Genomic DNA, 20,582 nt, shown 5'->3' with positions numbered 1-20,582 from the left:
TGACCCACCATCACACAGGAGGACTCCTTTTATGAATTCTAAAACGAACCAAAAGATTAATCAAGTCTCTGAAAAAACACTCGTCATCGGTATCGATATTGCCAAGCGTACACATTATGCATGCGCGGTTGATGTCAGAGGATACGTGCTCTAAAAATCGTTCCCTTTCTCGCAAAAACATTCATCCGACAGATGGAATTGCGTAGAAAACAGTCTCTACTTTCAGCCAACACCCCTGATCAGCCACCTTCTAGTCGGATAGAATGTCACAACCTTAATGCGCTTATAACTTTTTTCGTGCGAAGAAGCGTTGATCGATGAAAAAAGCGATAAGTAAGGACAAGATGCCGAGTAAAATTGGAACGCCAAACGCTTCATAAGAGAAGGATCTACCTTCTAGCTTCAGGTGATTGGTGGCGCGATATTCGAGCCGCTTGACAGCAAATTTCGCCGTCCCAATATCCTCCTGCTTAGCCAAATCCTCGAATGCAGGTTCCATTGCAAACCGATCCTTTGCTTCGCGATGTAAGTACAGTAGTTCCGCGCTGTTGCCGCTTTCGTTCCATTGGTTAATGTCTTTGGCGGCGGCTGATTCGGCACCGGCACCAACGACAATCATTTTCGCAAGTTTCGGCACGTTTTTTATCTGATAACGCGTGACTAAGTTCAGGCCATGCTTCGTTACGATCGGTTCATTTACACTGGAAACGGTCAACGTCGTCGTCGTGCCAGAAGCAGCGTACGTATCGAATGCGGCGGACAAATCTAGTTCATCGACGCCGTTATACAGCAACACGCCCGCTTTTACTTTGTTCCACTGATAAGCGTTGTTTAGTATGAACGTTATATCGCTGAGCCCGGTAGTGAACGGTTCCATTTGCGGTTTTTTCACGAAATCGTAAGATGGATAGTTCATCTCTATTGCCACTTTCTTCGCCGCATCCTCACCTAACTGCTGGGAAATGACGTATAGTATAGCATCAATTCCCGATGTCAGACCGGCAGAAGATATGATATTGCCTTGTGGGACATAGCGTAGATCTTTCACCCACTGAACTTTTGGATATTGCTTAATAAGTCGGTCGATGTCCCCCCAGTGCGTCGCGGCAGATTTGCCGTTAAGTAAGCCAGTATCGGCCAGATTTTCCGCCCCATTGCAAATGGAAAACAATAAAGTCTTGTCGCTCGAGTGCTTCTGAATCCATTCACGGACAGGAGAATATTTTTTCTCATCCAGAATCGGCATAAACGGTATGACGATAATGTCAGGGCTTTTGCCGAGCATCGCATCCATTTCCTCAAACGAATAATGCGGAACGACATCGAGTCCGCCGGTTAGCGATTTAATTTCACGATCGGGTGCAACGCCGTATACATTATAAGATTCTGTCATCGCAAACATCTCGTATGGGACGAGAAAATCGAACACTTCTGTTGATTCATTCGCCAGCAACACTGCCACTGTCGGTTTGTCTGCGTCATATTTCGGTACCTGCACATCCCTCAATGAAGGTGCGCCTTTATCGTAAACCGACATTACCTCATTCATTGTATTGACGAACCCGAGTGCGCCTACACCTCCTACTACTACAACAAAAACGATGAGATAAATACTGATTCGCCATACAGTTTTCACATGATTCCTCTCCCTCAGGCTAAATTTCTTACCCATAAAGTGTAACAAACCAGTATATACCTATCATCAGTCTGTAGCCCAATTACGATGCCGGCCTAATGTTGGAACGACATATGGTCACAAGTCTCTTTCCTTTTTTTCATGTGACTCCATATGGCTATATGCAAAAAATGTTTTTAAATGATATACGGTAACCAAAATGGGGCTGCCTCGTTCAAGCTGGGTTATGAAGAGGGTTGTAGAATTGCGTGGACTTGCCAAGACCCAAACAGAATTTGGGCTTGTGGCAATTGCCCATAACTTATTGAAAGTAGCAGGCATCCGCTCGCTACTTTCAGCCAAAAGGAAAAAGTGCGATGTGGAAAACGGCCCGTTCTCCACATCGCACTTTTTATTTAGGGACTTTCTGGACAGCCCCCTTTCTTAAATTAAGAGGTGCCTACTTATATAGTTTCTTCTTTTTATAGAAATTTACTTATGTATTTAAAGGATTGAATTTTTAAATAAATAAAAGAGGTGTTCTTTATATGTATAAAAATAGAAATTTAACTACACGGAGTGCTACAATTGCCTCTTCACCAGAACGCCTTCCGTGGAACGGTTTAATTGCTCTGGCGATGGCTGGATTTATTTGTATACTAACAGAAACTATTCCTGCTGGTTTATTAATTGAGATTGGTAATGGACTAGGAGTTACTGAATCCCTTGCTGGCCAACTTGTTACTTCATATGCTTTTGGATCATTATTAGCTGTTATTCCTTTAACTACGGCAACTCAAGGATGGAGAAGAAAACCTTTGCTGCTTCTATGTATCGTGGGATTTCTTTTATTTAATACTGTTACAGCTTTTTCTTTTAATTATACTTTGACGTTAATAGCTCGCTTCTTTGCTGGTGTAACTGCAGGTATTCTTTGGGGAATGACTGCCGGATATGCCCGTTTAATGGCACCTGAATCACTTAAAGGGAAGGCTATGGCGGTAGCGATGGTCGGAACCCCTCTTGCTCTTGCATTTGGTGTTCCTCTTGGCACATTTCTTGGTTTCTATTTGGGCTGGCGAGCTGTCTTCGGAATAATTTCACTTTCATCTTTATTATTAGTTATTTGGGTTCTATGGAAACTCCCAGACTTCCCTGGACAATCTACTGAAAAACGCATACCTCTATTGAAGGTCCTAGTCACTCCAGGGGTAAGAACAGTACTATTTGTTATATTAGGATGGGTACTTTCACATAACATTCTTTATACTTATATTGCGCCTTACCTTGACCATGTACGACTAACCCAAGACATTGATATGATATTGTTTATATTTGGTATAGCAGCATTAATAGATATTTGGTTTACTGGAATATACATTGACCATAACCTACGTTTGTTGGTTTTAATCAGTCTTGCTGGATTCGGTTTGGCTTCTTTAGCACTAGGTATTGGCATGAATCAATCCATTGTCATCTATCTTGCAATTACACTTTGGGGTCTTACTTTTGGTGGAGCCGCAACACTTTCTGCAAACTGCGATTGCAAATGCTAGTGGAGATGGAGCAGATGTTGCTCAATCAATGCTTGTGACGACTTGGAACTTAGCTATTGGTGGCGGAAGTGTAGTTGGAGCATTCCTTTTGGAAACCCTTGGAGTATTTTCTTTCCCATGGGCTATGTTCTGTATATTGCTAGTTGCATACATTGTTGTATGGAAAACTAAATCACCTGGTTTTACTGCAAAACAAAACTAGAACAAATAAGAATTGAACTCAAAAAAACATACTATCCAATATTGGATAGCATGTTTTTACTTTTCAGTTAGATACTTTTTGCATTTTTTTGTTAATGGTCAGGCAAGCACTTATATTCTGGGGATTTCGCGAGGGTAGACAGAATAAATTCACTTAGAAGAAGTTAGACCATGCTATGAAGATGTTACATAATCACTTGAACTTTCTGGTAATACAAATATTTTTAAAAAAGAGCAGTAGCATACTTTTATTAAAAGTCAAGTAAATGTTCATAAAGCTCTATAACTAAATAATTTTATACAATGTTACACATTATATAGGGTTAAAAGGAAAGGATAGATGAACAGGGGGATTACCTGCTTACATCTATCCTTTTCAGATTGATGTTGAAAGACAAAAAAGTTGGGAACTAAAAACTCTATCCATTAGCTGTGGGTCGAGTTTTTTATTACACTAAATAATTTAAAAAGGGTTTCACCTAATAATTGCGAAATATGTTAATATAATTACAAATGATTTGTGAAGCAGTAGCAATTACTTTGTTGATTCAGATGTATCTAAAAATGATTTTATCTATTATGTGGTCACGTCAGATTTAAGCTGTTTACAACGCTAAGAAAAAAATAGTTACCAAACGACGCTTTGGGAACTATCCAACTCTGATATAATTAATAAATTTTAATAGAAAGGGAGGGGGAGAAGTTTAGTGATAACTCTAACTGAATTAAGTGTCGATTTTAACGATGAACTAACACCTTTTTTTCAAGTAAATTCAAACAATAGAATTCGCTTTGGATTATCAGAAATTTCATACGTAGAATTAAAAAGTATATTAGACTACATTTTTAAAAAAGTTGATACTGTTGATATGGTTTATTTAGTTGCCAATATAATATCTAATAAATATATCTATACTAAAACAGCCGTAAGAAAATCTATTTTTATTCGAAATTGGGAAGAAATAGTTGAAGAGAATGAAGAGGCTCGTCACCTCTATGCAATCGTTAAAAATATAGATATAACTCAAGTTCAAAAATATGCTTTATCTATTTATAAAGGCAGACGTGCAGCATACTTGGCTTTCTATCTTAAAGACCGATTGGTGTATATTAGTAGTGATGTAGTTGATATTATATCTGATGATGTACAATTTATAAGCCATTTAAAAGAGAAATTCTCAAATCTTTACAATAAATATTATGAGTGATTATCTTCATACATTTACATTCAAAATAACGTTCCCAAACGCAAGTTTGGGGATACACCATTAAGCTGCGAATGTTGTTAAAACAACGTTTCGTGGCTTTTCTGTATGAACTTTGTTTATAAATATTTTTATACACTCTCTTCAAAAGTCAGTCATAGCAATGTTTTAGTGGTATTTAGAGCATGGATGTATTATCGACTTTAATGAATAAAATCATGCATATTTCTTAACGTCAAAAAAGTTAAGGCAGCCTTGTTAAAACAATCTAACAAGGCTATCAGTGCATCTCATAAACTCTCTATTTAAACTGCTCAAAATGATTAGCAACCCATCGCTTCTGATTTTCTGCAACATATTGTTCAACTGCTATCAATCTATTCACCAATTCTTCTTTAGAAAGCTGCATATACTTCTTTCTAGCGTTTGTTAATCCTCTTTCGGGGGAAATCCTTCTTAAAGTGGATTCATCAAATATAGGGGGCTTCTCTGGCTTTTTACGAGCATTCTTTACTTTATAAGTTCTACTATGCTTTTTGTAATGCTCATATAGTTCTTCATTTCGTTTAATAGTATTTATGTGAATACCTTTCTCTTCATCATCAAAGGCTTTTGAATGGTGACTAATATTATGATAGGTTACAGGAATGCCTTTTGAAACGAGAAAATTAATCGTTTGAATACCTATAGATACGGAACGCTCTTTACGTTGCTGATGAACTTTTACGAGCCATTCCCTCTTATCTGAATGGATTAATTCTTGCTTTCGGTTCATATTGACGTTCCTCCCTATATTGTTTGATTAAATCAATCTCTTTTAATTCAATCTTAGCTTGCTTTGCCATCTCTTTCGCTTTTCGAACTTCGACCTCTAATCCCATTTGTTTAAATCGTCTTTCCATATCCTTTGATAATTGAATGGCTCCTAATAATTCCTCTTCTTGATCTGGTTCGGGTATTTTTGCTTTGCAGCCTAAACACTGCATTTTAGTGGGACAAACATAATCTGTAACACAAGTACCACCCAATACTTTATTGAATACACCAACTTTTTCTGCGTGGTCATCGAATTCTTTTTGTAACTCTTGTGGACTTCTTAAATACACATCATCAATATCTACATAACTTGAAATAACATCATGTAACTCACTTACTGATTCAGCGATTTGTGTAGGTGTGGGAGCTGAATAATACCCTGTAACATTCAAATCGTTCTGATGCAGCATTTTTGCGACAATATCAATCGGCATTTTTTGACGTTGAACAGCTTCTGTCGCAAATGCATGACGTAATAGGTGTGTTTTTACAGTTACAGCTTTTCCGTTCTGCCTCTCAAATAATAATCCATGAAGTAAAAATCGAATGGAACTGTGTAAAGTATTTCCTTGTAATGCTTTGCCTGCATATTGGAAATAATAAGGCATAGATATGGGGAATAAGTGCTTTCTTTGATCTCTGTATGGGACACTTGGAATCTTATCGCCGCCATAATGTGTTTTTAACATCCTTGATACCATTTGAATATGTTCCATCGTTTGTTTACTTAAATAAAATTCTTCTAATGAATCTTTTCCTTTAGGAATAGCTTTATAGGAATAATGTAGCTTGTTATTTATTTTCTTTACCTCAATACATTCTTTTGTATTACTAATTTGAAGTAATTCGTTCACTCTCGCACCTGTTGTTGTTAAAATGTCGATGGCTAATAGACCAAATGTACAAGCCACATAAAATGGTTCTACATCTATTAATAAACCTTCTACTTTATCCTTGTGTAAAGTGATGAATGATGAAGGTGTTATTATGCCTTTTTGCTTTAAAAAAAATGGATAAGGTTTTTGCTCGTTTCAAACTCGTATCCCCATAAAGACAAGAAATTTAAAATCTGCTCATGTTCTTCAACTGGTCTGTTTCTTCCCCAATTTCCTAAAACATTCTGCTCAATTAATTCATTAAACCAAAGACCTTCTGGTGCTGAATCACTCTCTATTGATTCAGCACAAATAAACTCAAGGAAATAAGCATTATTTTCATCAGAATAAGTTAATTTTTTTTGTTTTGCCTTCTTTATAACTACATCAGAAAACTCCTTTTGATGGTTCAGTACGAAGGAAGGTTTATCCCATAAACGAAAATGAAATACCTCTCCAATACGTTTTGGTTCCGCATATGAAAATTCAATAGGTAATGATATTGAATCGGCTTCTATAATCTTTATTTGTTGCTGAAATGCATCTCTTAGCCTCTTCATTTGATTCCATCGTAGATTTGCTTCTGCACGTATTGTTGAAAGATGTGGCACAATAGCGTCTGTTTCATCCTTACGGGTGTTTCGTGCTTGTTCTTTGGCTAATTTAGTAAAGGAAAACTCTTTACTAGCATATGAAAAGGGTGGTAATAAAAACTTTTTAAAATATTGTTGTTCATCTGTAGGAAGATTATTATTAATCCACTTTTCAGTATAGTATCCAGATGTTTTATAGGCAGTTAGTAAGTTATATTTCATATTGTTAGAAGAATTGACACAAATATCACCTTTCAAATACTTATATAAATTAACATTTGGTTCGAAATCTGAAAATGAAGTAATGTTACATTCCCTAAAAATCTCTTTGAATCTTGGATGCAATCTGCTTATTGTAGTTAATATAGTTTTTGAGTCATTATTCCTAGCTTCTTCAATTAACACTATAAGTAACAATTGATTTTTCCAATCGGAAGTTAAGCAGTTGTTATACAAATATTTAAGCAACCGTTCATCTAATTTATCCATTAAAAATTCACTTTTATTATTTTGTAGACACATTAATCGAGTATCCATTTGCCCCAGCATTTTATCGTACCATTCTGTTTTTGGTTTAAGCTGCGTTGTTTCATTCAAATTTATTCCAACCCTTCTAATAATTCTTTTAAATCTTCATCAAAGTTTTCGATAGCTGATGATTTTACAACGCTTATCTTTTGTTTGGATTTCTTAGAAGATTGCTGTTGCTTAATATAGTCCTTTTCGTTTTGCTGCATTTGCTCCAACATTTTCTCATGTACTTCCCGATGTTTGGTTTCATCAAAATGATGCTCATACACATTCATTGTTACTGAATTTTTCCACTTCATATATTGAATTAACTCATTTTTACGTTGATGAATTTCTGTTTCATTTTTTGCAACGTTATAAATCTCTCGTAATCGAGAAGTAACGAACCAGTGTCTTGCTTTATGTGGATTTAAACTTAGTTCATTACTCTTTATTGCCCGATTCCAGTGGTAGTACCAAGCGTGATAAGTAAGAGGTGTTCCATTTGCTGATAAAAAGATAGGGGCATCATCAGGTAATTGTTCAAAATTCAAATGATTTTCTTTCAGTATCTATGTAGTGAAACAATTTTTTCACCGTATCTTTGCTAACACGTATAAACTTGACTTTTCTACCATGACTCCCTTTATTGAATGTAATAAATTTTTGATGACTTTTACGTTTGCGATAATCCCCAACTGTTAGCTCAATAATCTCTGATGCCCTTGCACCCGTTTCAAATAACATACGGGCTATCACCATTTCACGAAGTGTCCAACTTGCTTTTTTACCAGCTTGATATACTTGATATGGTAAATCTATATCATCAATAATTTGTGGTTGCCATTCTTCATTGGTAATTTTAAAATAGGAATCTGTTAATCTTCGATGAGGGATAGCTTCTTCTGTACCTGCAACTGAAGGCATTCTTGGCTTATCCTCTCGAACACCCTTTATCTCCTCTTTATAGCTGTGCAAGATAGCTTGACCATCTATTAATGGATTACTATACGGATACTGTTTTAAACGAATCATAGCCTTATAAAAAGATTTTAATGCTGACAAAAAACGACTTATTGTATTAGGGCTTTTACTTGTTAAATTTATAAAGCGAAACGTGTCTTTATCACGAATCTTACACTTCATTTCATGCATCAAATAATCTTCAACCACAACACGTATTTTTTCTTCTGAATCATTCCATTGCACTTTGTTTCCTTGATAGTTGCTTTCTTTCTCTAACCATTTAAAAAATGGAAGTAGACAATTCAAATAGGATATTGCAGAACTTTTGTCTATTCTTCCTAAACAGTCATGGTAGTAATCTGTTAAGGGTAGAAAGGGCTGGTTTTCTTTAAATACAAGTAGCTCATACTTACTTTCGATATGTTTAGGACGATATTCAAACCAATACAATTATTAACCCCCTCAATAAGAATGAATGTTCCTATTTTAATGTTTTTCTTCATCATTGTAAAATGTGTAATATTTTAACAAAACTAAATGAGAAAGATAGCCAAAATAAAAAAGCACACCACTAAAATTTACATTTAGTAATGTGCATTTTCATTAAATGTGTAACATTATAAGTGAAACACTATTAAATAAGATTTAATATACAATTACTCGTACTTAATCTTACAGAGTAAGCTACAGCTCTTTTTTATTTGCTAATTTTTCTTTTATCTCTAATCCAAAACAAATGATAGATAGTAACGTGAGTATAACCGGAAAAGCTTGGTAGTCTACTGTATAAGCCCCTGAAGAAAAGTTTTTTAATAAACTCAAGAAAATGAAAAGACAGAATGAGAAGCATAAAGAAATAGTGCCTGCTATTAATTTCATAAAAGTCTCCTTTTTAAGTAAAATAATTCAAATTCAAGAATTCACTTGAATTAATAACCTAAATATAGTAAATTATAACAAAATAAGAGATTTATATCAAAAGGTAAAGGGGAGAGTTTTAGTGAATATTTCTGTTTCAAAATCACGTTTATTCTTTTTGTTTTTTGGTTTTGTAGTTCTTTTCGTTCTGTTTAATCCAACTTCTAGTGCTTTTGCTGCAAACGGTGAAGATTGGGATGTTAAGTTAACAGTAGATACACCTTATTCTATTGAACAAGAGGATGGTTCTATTCTATTCTTTGACAATGAATCCGACTATAATTCTTATTTGGAAGCGCAAAATATAGTTCAGCAAGCTCAAAATATAGTTCAGCCGTTATGTGCTACATGTAATCAAACAACACAAACTTTGGTAAGCAGTGAAACTAAACGTTCTCAATTTATTAACTATCACCCAGTAACGACTTTTTGGTCTCCTGCTGAATATTACTTGCTTACTGTTTCCGATAGTTTTTGTGTGACAGGTTCCCTAAAATGGACTTCCTGTAAAGAGAAAACTGCTCACAATTACGTGATACCCTCCACTACAATTAAAACAGAGATAACGTCTATTGTTGCAACTCCTCTGATTCATTCCCTCTATCTTCCTCACCATAAGGATTTACATAGAAAATACAATCCACTATATTTGATGATTCATCCATAATTAGATTTCCTTTATCCACTTGTTTCTTCATAGCCAATAATACATCAAAATAAATGAACGGCCTTTTCATTTTACCTACAGACGGATGTTTATCAAATCCAAAATCCTTAGCCATAATATGACTAATTGCCACCGAACTATGTTGACCGTTCAATACAAGTGAATATGCTACTTCATCGAAGGTAGCACTATAGCCGAGCTGTGCTTTTACTTATTCAATTGATATAAAGATTGCTATAGAAACCATCGAGGAAATAATGGAGCGTGAGCTATTAGAACGATCTGCTGAACGACATAAACGTGCACAGCTGTATTTAAAGAAAAATCAAGGAATTTCCCTAGCAGCACTTGCTAAGGCGATGAAAAGTAATCCATCCACCCTTAAACAAAATCAGAATCGTTTCGGACAGTTCCGTTATCTAAAACCAAATAAATTTAGTCTTGAATTAAGAGCCAAAAGGATACAAACAATTAGGCAAGCATTCATAAACATACCAAATGCCAGTGGTCGGAAATTAGAGGAATTAACACAAATTAACCGTAAAATGATTTATAAATTAATAAAAGAAGAGGGTTTGAAGATTTAATCTATATCCTCTCCCTCTCTATACTTAACTACTGATAATTTAATAGTTGAAGTAGCTTGACGACTTTACTTTTTACATGCATCGTAGAGTCTTGTGGACCAATACAAGACGGGCAGCCAGCTTCACAAGGACAGTTTATAACATGGTGCTGCGTTTTTGTTAATAAGTCCTCCCATAAATCATAGACCTTTTCACTTAATCCGATTCCTCCAGGATACTTGTCATAAACAAAAAATGTTGGCAGCTTATTATGGGATGCTTTAACTTGTGGCACGACTGCTACATCACTGCTATCACATTGAATAAACAGAGGTATAAAGGCATTCATTGCGTAGGCTATTCCAATCATTACCTCGGTCAATTCTGCCTCTGACCACTGCTCTGATAAATGAAGTGATAGCCAGGTGGCACTTGTATGCATCTCATCTGGTGGTAAATGGATTGGACCTGATCCGATATTATCATGAGTACCGAAGCGTATTTTTTTAAATAGTGTTGCCTGAGCAACTAACCCAACATCACCAAAGCTAATTGTGCCCCCCTTATAATCCCTATTACGGTCCTCTTCTAGTACTTTCATTTCAACTGCTAGATTAGCATCTGTGTAGTAATCGACATCTACTTCACGGACAAAGGCTTTCTTTTCTTCCCAATCAAGCTTTTCTACTTGAAACTGAATGCCCTGATGTAAATAGATTGCCTCTTCATGTAATAATGTCATTGCGCTGTGACGATCCATTTCACCGATAACCTTTGTTTGTGCAGGAATTGTCATATCAATGATTACAACGTTTTCCTGAGAAGCAGAGCGCAGACTAATATCGTGTGCAGGAAAACGATCACTCATCCAGTGCCACTTATCACTTGTTTTAAAAACAACGCCTTCCTCTGCTAGATAATCTAATAATTCCTGAACTTCATATTCTCCGTATGCATCATTTGTGGAAAAAGGTAACTCAAATGCTGCACATTTTAAGTGGTCCATTAAAATTAACATATTTTCAGGGTAAATACGTGCTTCCTCAGGAGCACCACCGAGTAAAAAGAGTGGATGATTGACCACATACTGATCCAGTGCAGACGATTGGGCTACATAAATAATTAATGCCTCGTCCTGTCGACGACCAGCACGACCAGCTTGCTGCCAGGCACTTGCAATATTTCCTGGGTAACCTGTCATAATGCATGCTTGAAGCTGTCCAATATCGACTCCTAATTCCAATGCATTTGTACTAACAACTGTTTGAATAGTACCATCTCGAAGACCACGTTCAATTACTCTTCGCTCAGAAGGTAAATAGCCACCACGATAGCCTCGCACCGATTCATCAAGTAGCTTGTTTCTTGTCAGCTCCTTTAAATAAGTCACTATCATTTCTACTCTTACACGGCTTTTTGCAAAGATAATGGTTTGAATACCTGCTATATATAATCTTTTAGCTAGGTCACTTACCTCTAAAACCGCACTACGACGCACGCCAAACGTTTTATGAACAATAGGCGGATTGTAAAAAAGAAATGTTTTTTTACCTACTGGTGCTCCCGAATCAGCAATTAATGCATGAGTTTCATTTGTTAGAATCTCTGCTAATTCCTTTGGATTTTTTATAGTTGCCGAAGTACAAATAAACACGGGCTTGCTGCCATAAAATGCACATATCCGCTTGAGTCTGCGTATAACATGGGCTACATGTGAACCAAATACACCTTTATATGTATGTAATTCATCAATAACGATATACTGTAAATTTTCAAAAAGGGATACCCATTTCGTATGGTGTGGTAATATTCCTGAATGGAGCATATCGGGGTTTGTCATGACAATATGCCCTGCCTTTCGCACCTTTTGGCGAATTCCAGGTGCGGTATCTCCATCATATGTGTAGCTTAATATCTCTTCTCCACTTTGTTCAATTAATTCATTTAAATCATTTTTCTGATCCTGTGCCAAAGCCTTTGTCGGAAATAAATAAATTGCCCTGGCATTTTTATTCTCTAATATTGTTTGAAGAACTGGCAGATGATAGCAATATGATTTACCTGATGCTGTTGGCGTCACCGCAGTAAAGGACGTACCACTCTGCGCCAAATCAAAGGCTTCTCGTTGATGTGTATAAAGCTGCTCGATCCCTCTTGCCTGTAGTGCCTTTACTAGAGAAGGATGTAAATTTCCCGGGAAAGGAGCATATTTTGCTTCACGTCCTTCAAGTGTCTGCCAGTGTAAAATTCGTTCTTTTAATTCCTCATCATATCTCCACTCGTTTAATAATTCATTGATGGTTCTCTTTTTGGATAGCATCTTTTGTTCCCTCCTTCACGATTCGCTCAAAATTTTTCAATGTAAAGGAGGTAGAATGAATAGCATCTAAAAAGCGTTTTTTACTTGTTTCTTTAAAAAAAGATTGCACAACAAATTGCTCCATGGATTCCACCACAGCAGCAATTTGTTGGATATGCATATACTTTGGATTATTGTTTTGAATCCACAAATTGGCCCCCTGTTGCCACTCCTTTAAGTGTTGATGAATAGCATCGGCATGTGGCTTAACCTCCTTAAAAAAATCAGGTGTACGGTCCTCTTCACGCATTTGCCAAAAGCGTGCAACACTTTTTTCACATTCATCTATTAATATGGAAGTTTGCTGTATTAATAACAATTTCGCACCTCATCTCATTCATTACACCAAATACAAACTTAAAATCACTTTAGCATGTATAGTAGTACTGTTATCGGAAATCTCAGCTACAATACATGACAAACAAGTTGTATATGAAGGTTTTTATAATAGCATGTCTCTCACCTCTCGCTATGGTAAATATTGTATTTAAAATACACATATTGAGTGAGTTATTTTGCATATGAGATAAGTGTACCAAAGTCTATCATTTTTCACTACTTATAGGCGAACACGCATTCTTTACTTGCCAGTTCTTTTCTGCTAAGCTTACTTTCTGGCTAACAGCTTTGAGTTGCATAAAAAAATGCATGCTATGTGCATTGTTTTCCAAAGACACTCTTGTTATAAGTAATTGATTGACTAGATCCAACTGCGCAACTAATTGTTCCAACTTATTCAATACAACGCCTCCTTTGCTTTACTTATGTATTTCCTCGCATGTATAAAATTACCTTCATGCATGACAAAATAAGCGCAAGTTAGCTGAAAGAAGAAGAATTTCGATATTTTTTTATTAAAACAAATTGAAGGCGCTGTTGTCCGAATAATCTTCTAGCTAGATGGGGGCGAATAGAGAGGACAAATTGACTACTGAATTGGATGAAAACTTTATCTGTTTTTTTGGCATTTTGAGTAGAAAGCACAGCCCTTTTTTTGACAACTTTTCGACTTCAGAAGACGGAAAGTGTACTATATTGATTGATTCTTGTCGTATGATTTCTGCTATGGTTTAAGCGAGCCAGAAGTGGAGAACTGCTACTGAATCATGGTAAACTATTGTATATAATAGCAGTATTATAGAGGGTGAGCTAAATGACAATTCGTTATCCAAATGGGAAATTGTATACCCCAAATCCAACTGTACAAAATGAGGCAAAGAAGGATGATAACAAAGAAATTTCTTTTAGTAATCGAGGGAAAACACTAGAAGATGAAATAAATGAAGCAAACGACTATTATATAAAAAAAAGACTTGCTATCATTCATAAGAAACCTGTTCCCGTACAAATCGTCAAAGTAGAGTACCCATCACGAAGTGCTGCAGTAATTCGTGAAGCATACTTCCGAACTCCTTCCACAACAGATTATAACGGTGTTTGGAAAGGGCAGTATATTGATTTTGATGCAAAGGAGACAGCTTCCAAAACGAGTTTTCCCTTAAAAAATATACACTTACATCAAATGACTCATATGCAGCAGGTGATGGAACAAAATGGTGTGGCTTTTATTATCGTTCGTTTCGCAGCTTTTGAACGATATTTTATTGTGCCATACGAAGTTTTACAAAAGGCCTGGCAAGCAATGGAGAATGGTGAGCGTAAATCGATACCTTTTTCAACGATTGAAAGAGAAGCTTTCGAAATTCCCACAAGCTATTATCCACGTATCGACTATTTACCGATTGTCCAGCAGCTCATTGAAGCAAAAAGCCATGGTTCTGAAAGTGAGGAGATTGTAGAATGACTGAACGTCGTCAAACACGCGGTGAGCGCCAAAAAGCTCTCGCTCAAAAAAATAAAAAGAAAGTGCCCAAATCATCAGGAAAGCTATGGTTTAAGCGCATTTTCTTAACGCTAGTGGCAATAGGAGTTGCATGTTTTATTGGAGGAGCTGGGATGTTCGCTTTTTATGCTAGTAGCGCGCCTGAGCTTAAGGAAGAATTACTAAAGGACCCTGTTTCTTCTGAGTTCTTTGATAAAAACGGTGATTTATTTGCAACAATTGGTGCAGAAAACCGTAAATATATAAAATATGAAGATATACCAGAGGACATGATTAATGCTATCCTTGCTACGGAAGACGTACGCTTTTTTGAGCATCATGGTATGGATTTTTATCGTCTTGGTGGTGCAATTATTGCCAACTTCCGCGATGGCTTTGGCTCACAGGGGGCTTCAACCTTAACACAACAAGTTGTGAAGAACTCTTTTTTACAAAATGAGAAAAAATTAAAACGTAAAGCACAAGAGGCTTGGCTTGCTTTCCAATTAGAGCGTAAATACTCAAAAGAAGAAATCTTTGAAATGTACTTTAACAAAATGCTTATGTCAGGTCGTATATATGGCTTTGGTACAGCCGCTCAATATTTCTATGGTAAGGAGTTAAAAGATTTAACGTTAGATGAAGAAGCATTACTTGCAGGTTTAGTACAGCGTCCAAATGCTTACGACCCATTAAAAAATCCTGAGCTTGCGGAAAAGCGTCGTAATACAGTTTTAGGATTAATGTATCAACATGGTAAAATTACAAAAGCTGAAATGGAAGAAGCAAAAAAAGTAGACGTTCAAGCAGGTTTAGCTGATGATACAACACGTCAAAAATTTGCTGGCTCTAAATATGATGCTTTCCTTGATGTCGTCCTAAACGAACTTGAGAAAAACGGTGATGGCTCTGCAATGGCAGAAGGCATTAAGGTGTACACAACACTTGATCCAAAAGCTCAACAAATTGTTGAAAACGTCATGAATGATGATAGTAATTTCCCAACAGAAAAAATTCAATCCGGTGTAGCTGTTGTTGATACTAAAACAGGTCAAATTCAAGCTGTTGGTGGTGGACGCAATTATGGCAATCGAGGTTGGAACTATGCAGACGATTTAACACAAAATCAGCCAGGCTCTACTATGAAGCCATTATTGGATTATGGTCCAGCCATTGAATATTTAAAATGGTCAACAGGTCAAACGCTTGTGGATGAACCAATGAAATACACAGGCACTCAGCAAACTATTACAAACTGGGATGGTAAATACATGGGGGCTATGACAGCTCGTAAGGCACTCTATGCTTCTCGAAACGTTCCAGCTGTAAAAGCTTTAAAAGAGGTTGGAACTGACAAGGCAAAGGAATTCATTGGTCGTTTAGGTATTAAGGCAAAAAATGTGTATGAATCTGATGCGATTGGTGGGGGGGATATTGCCATATCTCCTATCCAAATGGCAGCTTCCTATGCAGCATTCGGTAATGATGGTGTTTACAATGATCCTCATGCAATTTCAAAAATTGTTTATCGTGATGGTAAAACAACAAAGGACTACACACCAAAACCTAATGTTGCGATGAGTGATTACACAGCTTACATGGTAACAGACATGCTACGTGATGTTGTTGGCAATAAGCCTGATGCATCAGGTACTGCTGCCAATGTTTCTGGCTTAGATATTGCAGGTAAAACGGGTACAACTAACTATTCAAAAGCTGATTTTGATAAATACAACTTACCTAGCACAAGTGTGCCAGATTCATGGTTTGCAGGTTACACAACTAACTATTCAATCGCAATATGGAGTGGTTATGAAAAACACTTTGATCCTATCACAACTTGGGATGAACGTCGTTTACCACAACAACTGTTTAAACATATTATGAAAGAAATTTCAGCGGATGTTGAAACACCTCGTTTCAAAAAACCAAGTTCTGTTGTAGAGATGACAATCGAGGTAGGTTCAAAACCACTGAAATTAGCAAGTGATTACACACCAAGTGAAAAACGTCAAACTGAGTTATTTGTTCGTGGCACGGAGCCTACGGAAGTATCAAATGAATATGAGGCACCTGAGCTTTCAACACCTTATAATGTTTCAGCAAATTTAGATTTAGGTGCTCAATCAATTAGCATTTCTTGGGAACATGATGCCATTCTGGATCCTGAAACTAACGAACCATTGCCAACTACCTTTGAGGTCTCTGCTAAACGTGAAGGCGGAGAAACAATTTCTCTTGGAACAACAGAAAGCAAAGGCCTAACGGTTGCAAACAATTTAGAGGATGGCAATTATACAATCTCTGTCGTCGCTATTGTGGATGGTACACGAAGCGAACCTGGTACAGCCTCCTTCCAAGTGACAAATATGCCAGACGAAAACCAAGAGCCAGATACTCCGGATGAACCTGATTTAGAACAGCCAACGTCTCCAGATCAAGGTAATGGCAATGCTAATAATGGCAATCACAACAACAATGGGAATAATGGCAACCACAATGGTAGTGGAAATAATAGTAACAATGGCAATCCTAACGGTAATAACGGCAGCGGTGGCAATAATGGTGGTAACAACACTAATAATGGCACAAATAACGGTGGTCAACCACCTACACCACCAACTGACCCTGTCGTTCCAAATGAAGAAAACGATAGTACAGAATAAAAAAAGCAGAGGAGACATCCATAATGATGCTCCTCTGCTTTTTCTTTATTTAATCAAATATCTTTACCGATTTGAATTATTTTTAGTAGCTTGGAGTCGTAAGCGAGCAGTCCGTTTTTTTGTCTCCTTAAATAATTCACCCAACTGACGATAACAGGCATATTGACCAGGCTTTACTTTTATAAAGGCCAATCGTTCAACCCCATTTATCGGTAATACCTCATCTCCACCCTCTTCTACTAGACGGTCAAACAAAACAATTGCCGCTTCCATCAAACCCTTAGCCTCACCATTTCTTGTATCATGGGCTATGTGAATTTTGCCTTCTAGCTCTTGCCACTCTGTAAACCATGCATCAATTTTTTCCTTTGTAATTGCCTCTATATTCATGCCTCTTTCACCAGCCCTTTTTTCAAACGCTTTTGTCCTTCTCGACATTCTCCGAGTAACGGGCAAGAATGGCAGCCTGGATTTTGAGCCTTACAATGATACCGGCCAAAGAAAATGAGCTGATGATGCGTTTTCGACCACTTGTCCATTGGTGTTTTCTTCATAATCGTTTCTTCCACTTCAAGCACCGAATCCTTCCAGCGGCAAAGCCCTAATCGCTTGGACACACGCTCTACATGTGTATCCACTGCAAGTGCAGGGATATCGAATGCTACCGATAATACGACATTAGCCGTTTTACGACCAACACCAGGCAATGTCACCAAGGCTTCTCGACTTGCTGGTATCTCACCCTTATATTCATCTAACAAGCGCTGACATAAAGCTTGAATATTCTTTGCCTTATTTCGATACAAGCCGATGGAACGAATATCCTGCTGTAATTCCTCTAAGGATACTGCTAAATAATCTTCAGGTTTCTTATATTTTTGGAACAACGTTTTCGTAACCTTATTGACAAGAACATCAGTACATTGTGCAGATAACAATGTGGCTATCGTTAGCTCGAACGGATTCTGATGTACGAGCTCACAATGTGCCTCAGGAAACATACGATCCATTTCGGCTAGACAATGCTCCCATTGTTTTTTTGTTAGCATACTGGTCCTCCTACTCCCTCTCTTCTAACCAATTATAAAATGGTACTTTATTTGTCGACTGTATCTCTTGCTGCGGTGAACGGACTGGTGGCCTGTGAATCGTTTGTTTTTCACGGAACTGTTCACTTTGTTTTTGCGCAGCCTGAGGTGTCGTAATATTTTTCTTTTTCCACTCCAGCAAAATACGATCAATATAACGAATACTTAGCTTCCCCGCAAACACTGCCTCCTTTAACGCTTCTTTAATGAGGGCTGGACTATGCTTATCCTCATCTAGCCAAGAACCGATTTTTTCTAGCTCTAAAGGAGATAAAAGACGTCCCATTTCCTCTTCAAATAATCGAAATATCTCGCCCTCTTCATGTCTAAGTGCAGTAGCAGATTTTTGCTGTTCTTTCATTTCCATCAGCTGCATAATACGCTCCCAAAGTGGAAAAATCGAATATTTTTCATATAGCTTGCCGTTTGCATCAACATCACGGGTAATTTCAAGGAAGCCTTTTTGCATTAACCGCTGTAAACCAGAGGTAATATCATTGTCGGGCATTGTGAGGCGGTTCATTAAATCATCAGGTGTTGGAAAGTCATTGCCCTCAATATGGAACGCTAGTAAATGGAAAACGATTAGCGCCTCTTCATCCTTCATATTTAACTCCTTATAAAACTGAAAAAAGAGCTGGGGAATTTGAATCATTCGCTGTTCAGTCCATACGCGGAGTCGACTATTATTTGTGCTCATACTTTATTTGACTCCTTTTTCAATAGTAAGTAGAAAAGCCGCGTAGATTTACCCTACGCGACTTTTAAATTGGCCCCGCTTTAACGGGCAGTAATTATCTGTACCTAAAGCGTCAAATACAAACCATATTAATTGCCGCTTATGGATATAAACGGTTTAATAAACGTGGGAATGGGATAGTTTCACGGATATGCTCCGTTCCAGAAATCCATGCCACTGTTCTCTCTAAGCCAAGACCGAAACCAGAGTGCGGTACAGAGCCCTGTTTGCGTAGTTCTAAATACCAAGCATAAGCATCCAATGATAAATTGTGTTCTTCAAGTCGTGCTTTTAATAAATCATAATCATGAATACGCTCAGAACCACCAATGATTTCCCCATATCCTTCTGGTGCAATTAGATCTGCACATAAGACAACATCATCACGATCAGGATGTGGTTGCATATAGAATGGCTTAATACCTACTGGATAACAAGTAATGAATACAGGTTTGTCAAATGAATTGGCAATAGCTGTTTCATGTGGCGCACCGAAATCATCGCCCCACTCAATATCGTTAAATCCTTGCTCATGTAATAATTTAATCGCATCGTCATAAGAGATACGTGGGAATGGTGCTTTTATGTTTTCTAGAGTTGAGGTATCACGCCCAAGACGCTCTAGATCTAATTTGCAGTTTGCTAGTACAGATTGCACGATATGCTCCACATATTGTTCTTGAACTTCAAGATTTTCCTCAAATTCAACAAAGGCCATTTCCGGTTCAATCATCCAAAATTCGATTAAATGACGGCGTGTTTTTGATTTTTCAGCACGGAACGTAGGACCGAATGAGAAGACCTTTCCTAATGCCATCGCAGCTGCTTCCATATAGAGCTGACCCGATTGAGAAAGATACGCATCCTCATCAAAATATTTCGTGTGGAATAGCTCAGAAGTACCTTCAGGAGCTGATCCAGTCAAAATTGGCGGATCCATTTTTGTAAATCCGTTGTTGTTGAAAAACTCGTAAGTTGCACGAATAATTTCGTTACGGATTTTCATAATTGCGTGCTGCTTACGAGAGCGTAGCCATAGATGACGATTATCCATTAAGAACTCGGGACCGTGTTCTTTTGGTGTAATTGGAAAATCTGTTGCGGCATGTAGCACTTCAATACCTGTTACAGCTAGCTCGCAGCCAAAGCTTGAACGCTCATCTGCTTTAACCTCTCCTGTAATATACATCGAAGTTTCTTGTGTCATACCTTTTGCAACGGCAAAAATTTCTTCGCCTACTTCTTCTTTCACAACAACGCCCTGTACAAAGCCAGAGCCATCACGTAATTGTAAGAAGGCAATTTTCCCACTTGAACGTTTGTTTGATAACCAAGCACCTAGCTTGACTGTTTCACCGATATGTTTTGGCATATCTTGAATCATAATTTTTTTCATAGAAATCCTCCAAAGTTGGTTAGA

The 20,582-nt window shown here is 37.3% G+C and carries 21 protein-coding genes and 1 pseudogene; 8 read left to right on the top strand and 14 right to left on the bottom strand.

What is annotated here, in order from left to right; translation table 11 throughout:
• Positions 1-31 precede the first annotated feature (31 nt).
• The gene (locus B2R82_RS00295) at positions 32-154 is read left to right on the top strand and encodes a hypothetical protein (RefSeq protein ID WP_422655554.1); all 123 of its coding nucleotides are present in this window, start codon (positions 32-34) and stop codon (positions 152-154) included.
• A 129-nt stretch (positions 155-283) separates the two neighbouring features.
• On the opposite strand, the gene B2R82_RS00290 is transcribed toward B2R82_RS00295, so the two are convergent.
• Entirely contained in the window at positions 284-1,636 is a 1,353-nt protein-coding gene (locus tag B2R82_RS00290; protein WP_286922965.1) for a DJ-1/PfpI family protein, read from the bottom strand.
• Positions 1,637-1,862: 226 nt separating this feature from the next.
• Between B2R82_RS00290 and B2R82_RS00285 the strand changes: the two genes are divergently transcribed.
• The 3 genes and pseudogenes from B2R82_RS00285 (at position 1,863) to B2R82_RS00275 (ending at position 4,580) form a co-directional block, all read left to right on the top strand.
• Positions 1,863-2,063 (top strand): hypothetical protein, encoded by a 201-nt coding sequence (locus tag B2R82_RS00285; protein WP_286922964.1) that lies wholly within the window; start codon positions 1,863-1,865, stop codon positions 2,061-2,063.
• A 100-nt stretch (positions 2,064-2,163) separates the two neighbouring features.
• Positions 2,164-3,373: pseudogene (locus B2R82_RS00280) on the top strand (MFS transporter).
• A gap of 706 nt (positions 3,374-4,079) precedes the next feature.
• On the top strand, positions 4,080-4,580 hold the full coding sequence (locus B2R82_RS00275) for a hypothetical protein (RefSeq protein WP_286922963.1): 501 nt from the start codon (positions 4,080-4,082) through the stop codon (positions 4,578-4,580).
• Between the two features lie 298 nt (positions 4,581-4,878).
• Here the strand turns inward: B2R82_RS00275 and B2R82_RS00270 are convergent, their stop codons facing one another.
• From B2R82_RS00270 to B2R82_RS00255, 6 genes are all read right to left on the bottom strand, one after another.
• A complete protein-coding gene (locus B2R82_RS00270) occupies positions 4,879-5,352 on the bottom strand; it encodes a hypothetical protein (RefSeq protein WP_286922962.1) in 474 nt (157 codons plus the stop codon).
• Positions 5,318-6,304, bottom strand: coding sequence for a tyrosine-type recombinase/integrase (locus B2R82_RS24025; RefSeq protein WP_313372999.1), 987 nt, complete (start codon positions 6,302-6,304; stop codon positions 5,318-5,320). The genes B2R82_RS00270 and B2R82_RS24025 overlap by 35 nt, the downstream gene beginning before the upstream one ends.
• 89 nt (positions 6,305-6,393) lie before the next feature.
• On the bottom strand, positions 6,394-7,458 hold the full coding sequence (locus B2R82_RS24020; RefSeq protein WP_313372998.1) for a hypothetical protein: 1,065 nt from the start codon (positions 7,456-7,458) through the stop codon (positions 6,394-6,396).
• A 2-nt stretch (positions 7,459-7,460) separates the two neighbouring features.
• Positions 7,461-7,925: a hypothetical protein gene (locus B2R82_RS24015; protein ID WP_313372997.1), complete on the bottom strand. Its 465-nt coding sequence runs from the start codon at positions 7,923-7,925 to the stop codon at positions 7,461-7,463.
• Positions 7,915-8,787 carry a hypothetical protein gene (locus B2R82_RS00260; protein ID WP_313372996.1) on the bottom strand — a complete coding sequence of 291 codons (873 nt, stop codon included), beginning with the start codon at positions 8,785-8,787 and terminating at the stop codon, positions 7,915-7,917. The genes B2R82_RS24015 and B2R82_RS00260 overlap by 11 nt, the downstream gene beginning before the upstream one ends.
• A 234-nt stretch (positions 8,788-9,021) precedes the next feature.
• Positions 9,022-9,216: a hypothetical protein gene (locus B2R82_RS00255; protein ID WP_286922961.1), complete on the bottom strand. Its 195-nt coding sequence runs from the start codon at positions 9,214-9,216 to the stop codon at positions 9,022-9,024.
• Between the two features lie 121 nt (positions 9,217-9,337).
• Between B2R82_RS00255 and B2R82_RS00250 the strand changes: the two genes are divergently transcribed.
• Positions 9,338-9,922, top strand: a complete 585-nt coding sequence (locus B2R82_RS00250) for a hypothetical protein (protein WP_286922960.1) — start codon at positions 9,338-9,340, stop codon at positions 9,920-9,922.
• A gap of 257 nt (positions 9,923-10,179) precedes the next feature.
• Positions 10,180-10,509 carry a hypothetical protein gene (locus B2R82_RS00245; protein ID WP_286922959.1) on the top strand — a complete coding sequence of 110 codons (330 nt, stop codon included), beginning with the start codon at positions 10,180-10,182 and terminating at the stop codon, positions 10,507-10,509.
• Between the two features lie 28 nt (positions 10,510-10,537).
• Here B2R82_RS00245 and B2R82_RS00240 read toward each other — a convergent pair whose 3' ends face one another.
• From B2R82_RS00240 to B2R82_RS00230, 3 genes are all read right to left on the bottom strand, one after another.
• Positions 10,538-12,808, bottom strand: a complete 2,271-nt coding sequence (locus tag B2R82_RS00240) for a DEAD/DEAH box helicase (RefSeq protein WP_286922958.1) — start codon at positions 12,806-12,808, stop codon at positions 10,538-10,540.
• Positions 12,780-13,166, bottom strand: a complete 387-nt coding sequence (locus tag B2R82_RS00235; RefSeq protein ID WP_286922957.1) for a YppE family protein — start codon at positions 13,164-13,166, stop codon at positions 12,780-12,782. The genes B2R82_RS00240 and B2R82_RS00235 overlap by 29 nt, the downstream gene beginning before the upstream one ends.
• Before the next feature lie 226 nt (positions 13,167-13,392).
• Positions 13,393-13,587, bottom strand: a complete 195-nt coding sequence (locus B2R82_RS00230; RefSeq protein WP_054770339.1) for a hypothetical protein — start codon at positions 13,585-13,587, stop codon at positions 13,393-13,395.
• Between the two features lie 413 nt (positions 13,588-14,000).
• Here B2R82_RS00230 and recU point away from each other — a divergent pair, with 413 nt between their 5' ends.
• On the top strand, positions 14,001-14,651 hold the full coding sequence (gene recU / locus B2R82_RS00225) for a Holliday junction resolvase RecU (protein WP_286922956.1): 651 nt from the start codon (positions 14,001-14,003) through the stop codon (positions 14,649-14,651).
• Positions 14,648-17,335 (top strand): penicillin-binding protein 1A, encoded by a 2,688-nt coding sequence (locus B2R82_RS00220; RefSeq protein ID WP_286922955.1) that lies wholly within the window; start codon positions 14,648-14,650, stop codon positions 17,333-17,335. The genes recU and B2R82_RS00220 overlap by 4 nt, the downstream gene beginning before the upstream one ends.
• A gap of 63 nt (positions 17,336-17,398) precedes the next feature.
• On the opposite strand, the gene B2R82_RS00215 is transcribed toward B2R82_RS00220, so the two are convergent.
• From B2R82_RS00215 to asnS, 4 genes are all read right to left on the bottom strand, one after another.
• Complete coding sequence (locus B2R82_RS00215; RefSeq protein WP_286922954.1) at positions 17,399-17,725, bottom strand: YpoC family protein; 327 nt, start codon at positions 17,723-17,725, stop codon at positions 17,399-17,401.
• Positions 17,722-18,384 (bottom strand): endonuclease III, encoded by a 663-nt coding sequence (nth, locus tag B2R82_RS00210; RefSeq protein ID WP_286922953.1) that lies wholly within the window; start codon positions 18,382-18,384, stop codon positions 17,722-17,724. The genes B2R82_RS00215 and nth overlap by 4 nt, the downstream gene beginning before the upstream one ends.
• 10 nt (positions 18,385-18,394) lie before the next feature.
• Entirely contained in the window at positions 18,395-19,123 is a 729-nt protein-coding gene (locus B2R82_RS00205) for a DnaD domain-containing protein (protein ID WP_286922952.1), read from the bottom strand.
• 139 nt (positions 19,124-19,262) lie between these two features.
• On the bottom strand, positions 19,263-20,558 hold the full coding sequence (asnS, locus tag B2R82_RS00200) for an asparagine--tRNA ligase (RefSeq protein ID WP_286922951.1): 1,296 nt from the start codon (positions 20,556-20,558) through the stop codon (positions 19,263-19,265).
• Positions 20,559-20,582 lie beyond the last annotated feature (24 nt).

It is taken from the genome of Lysinibacillus sp. UBA6686, assembly GCF_002455205.1.
Lineage (GTDB): Bacteria > Bacillota > Bacilli > Bacillales_A > Planococcaceae > Lysinibacillus > Lysinibacillus pakistanensis.
This window is presented reverse-complemented; position numbering and strand designations above follow the sequence as displayed.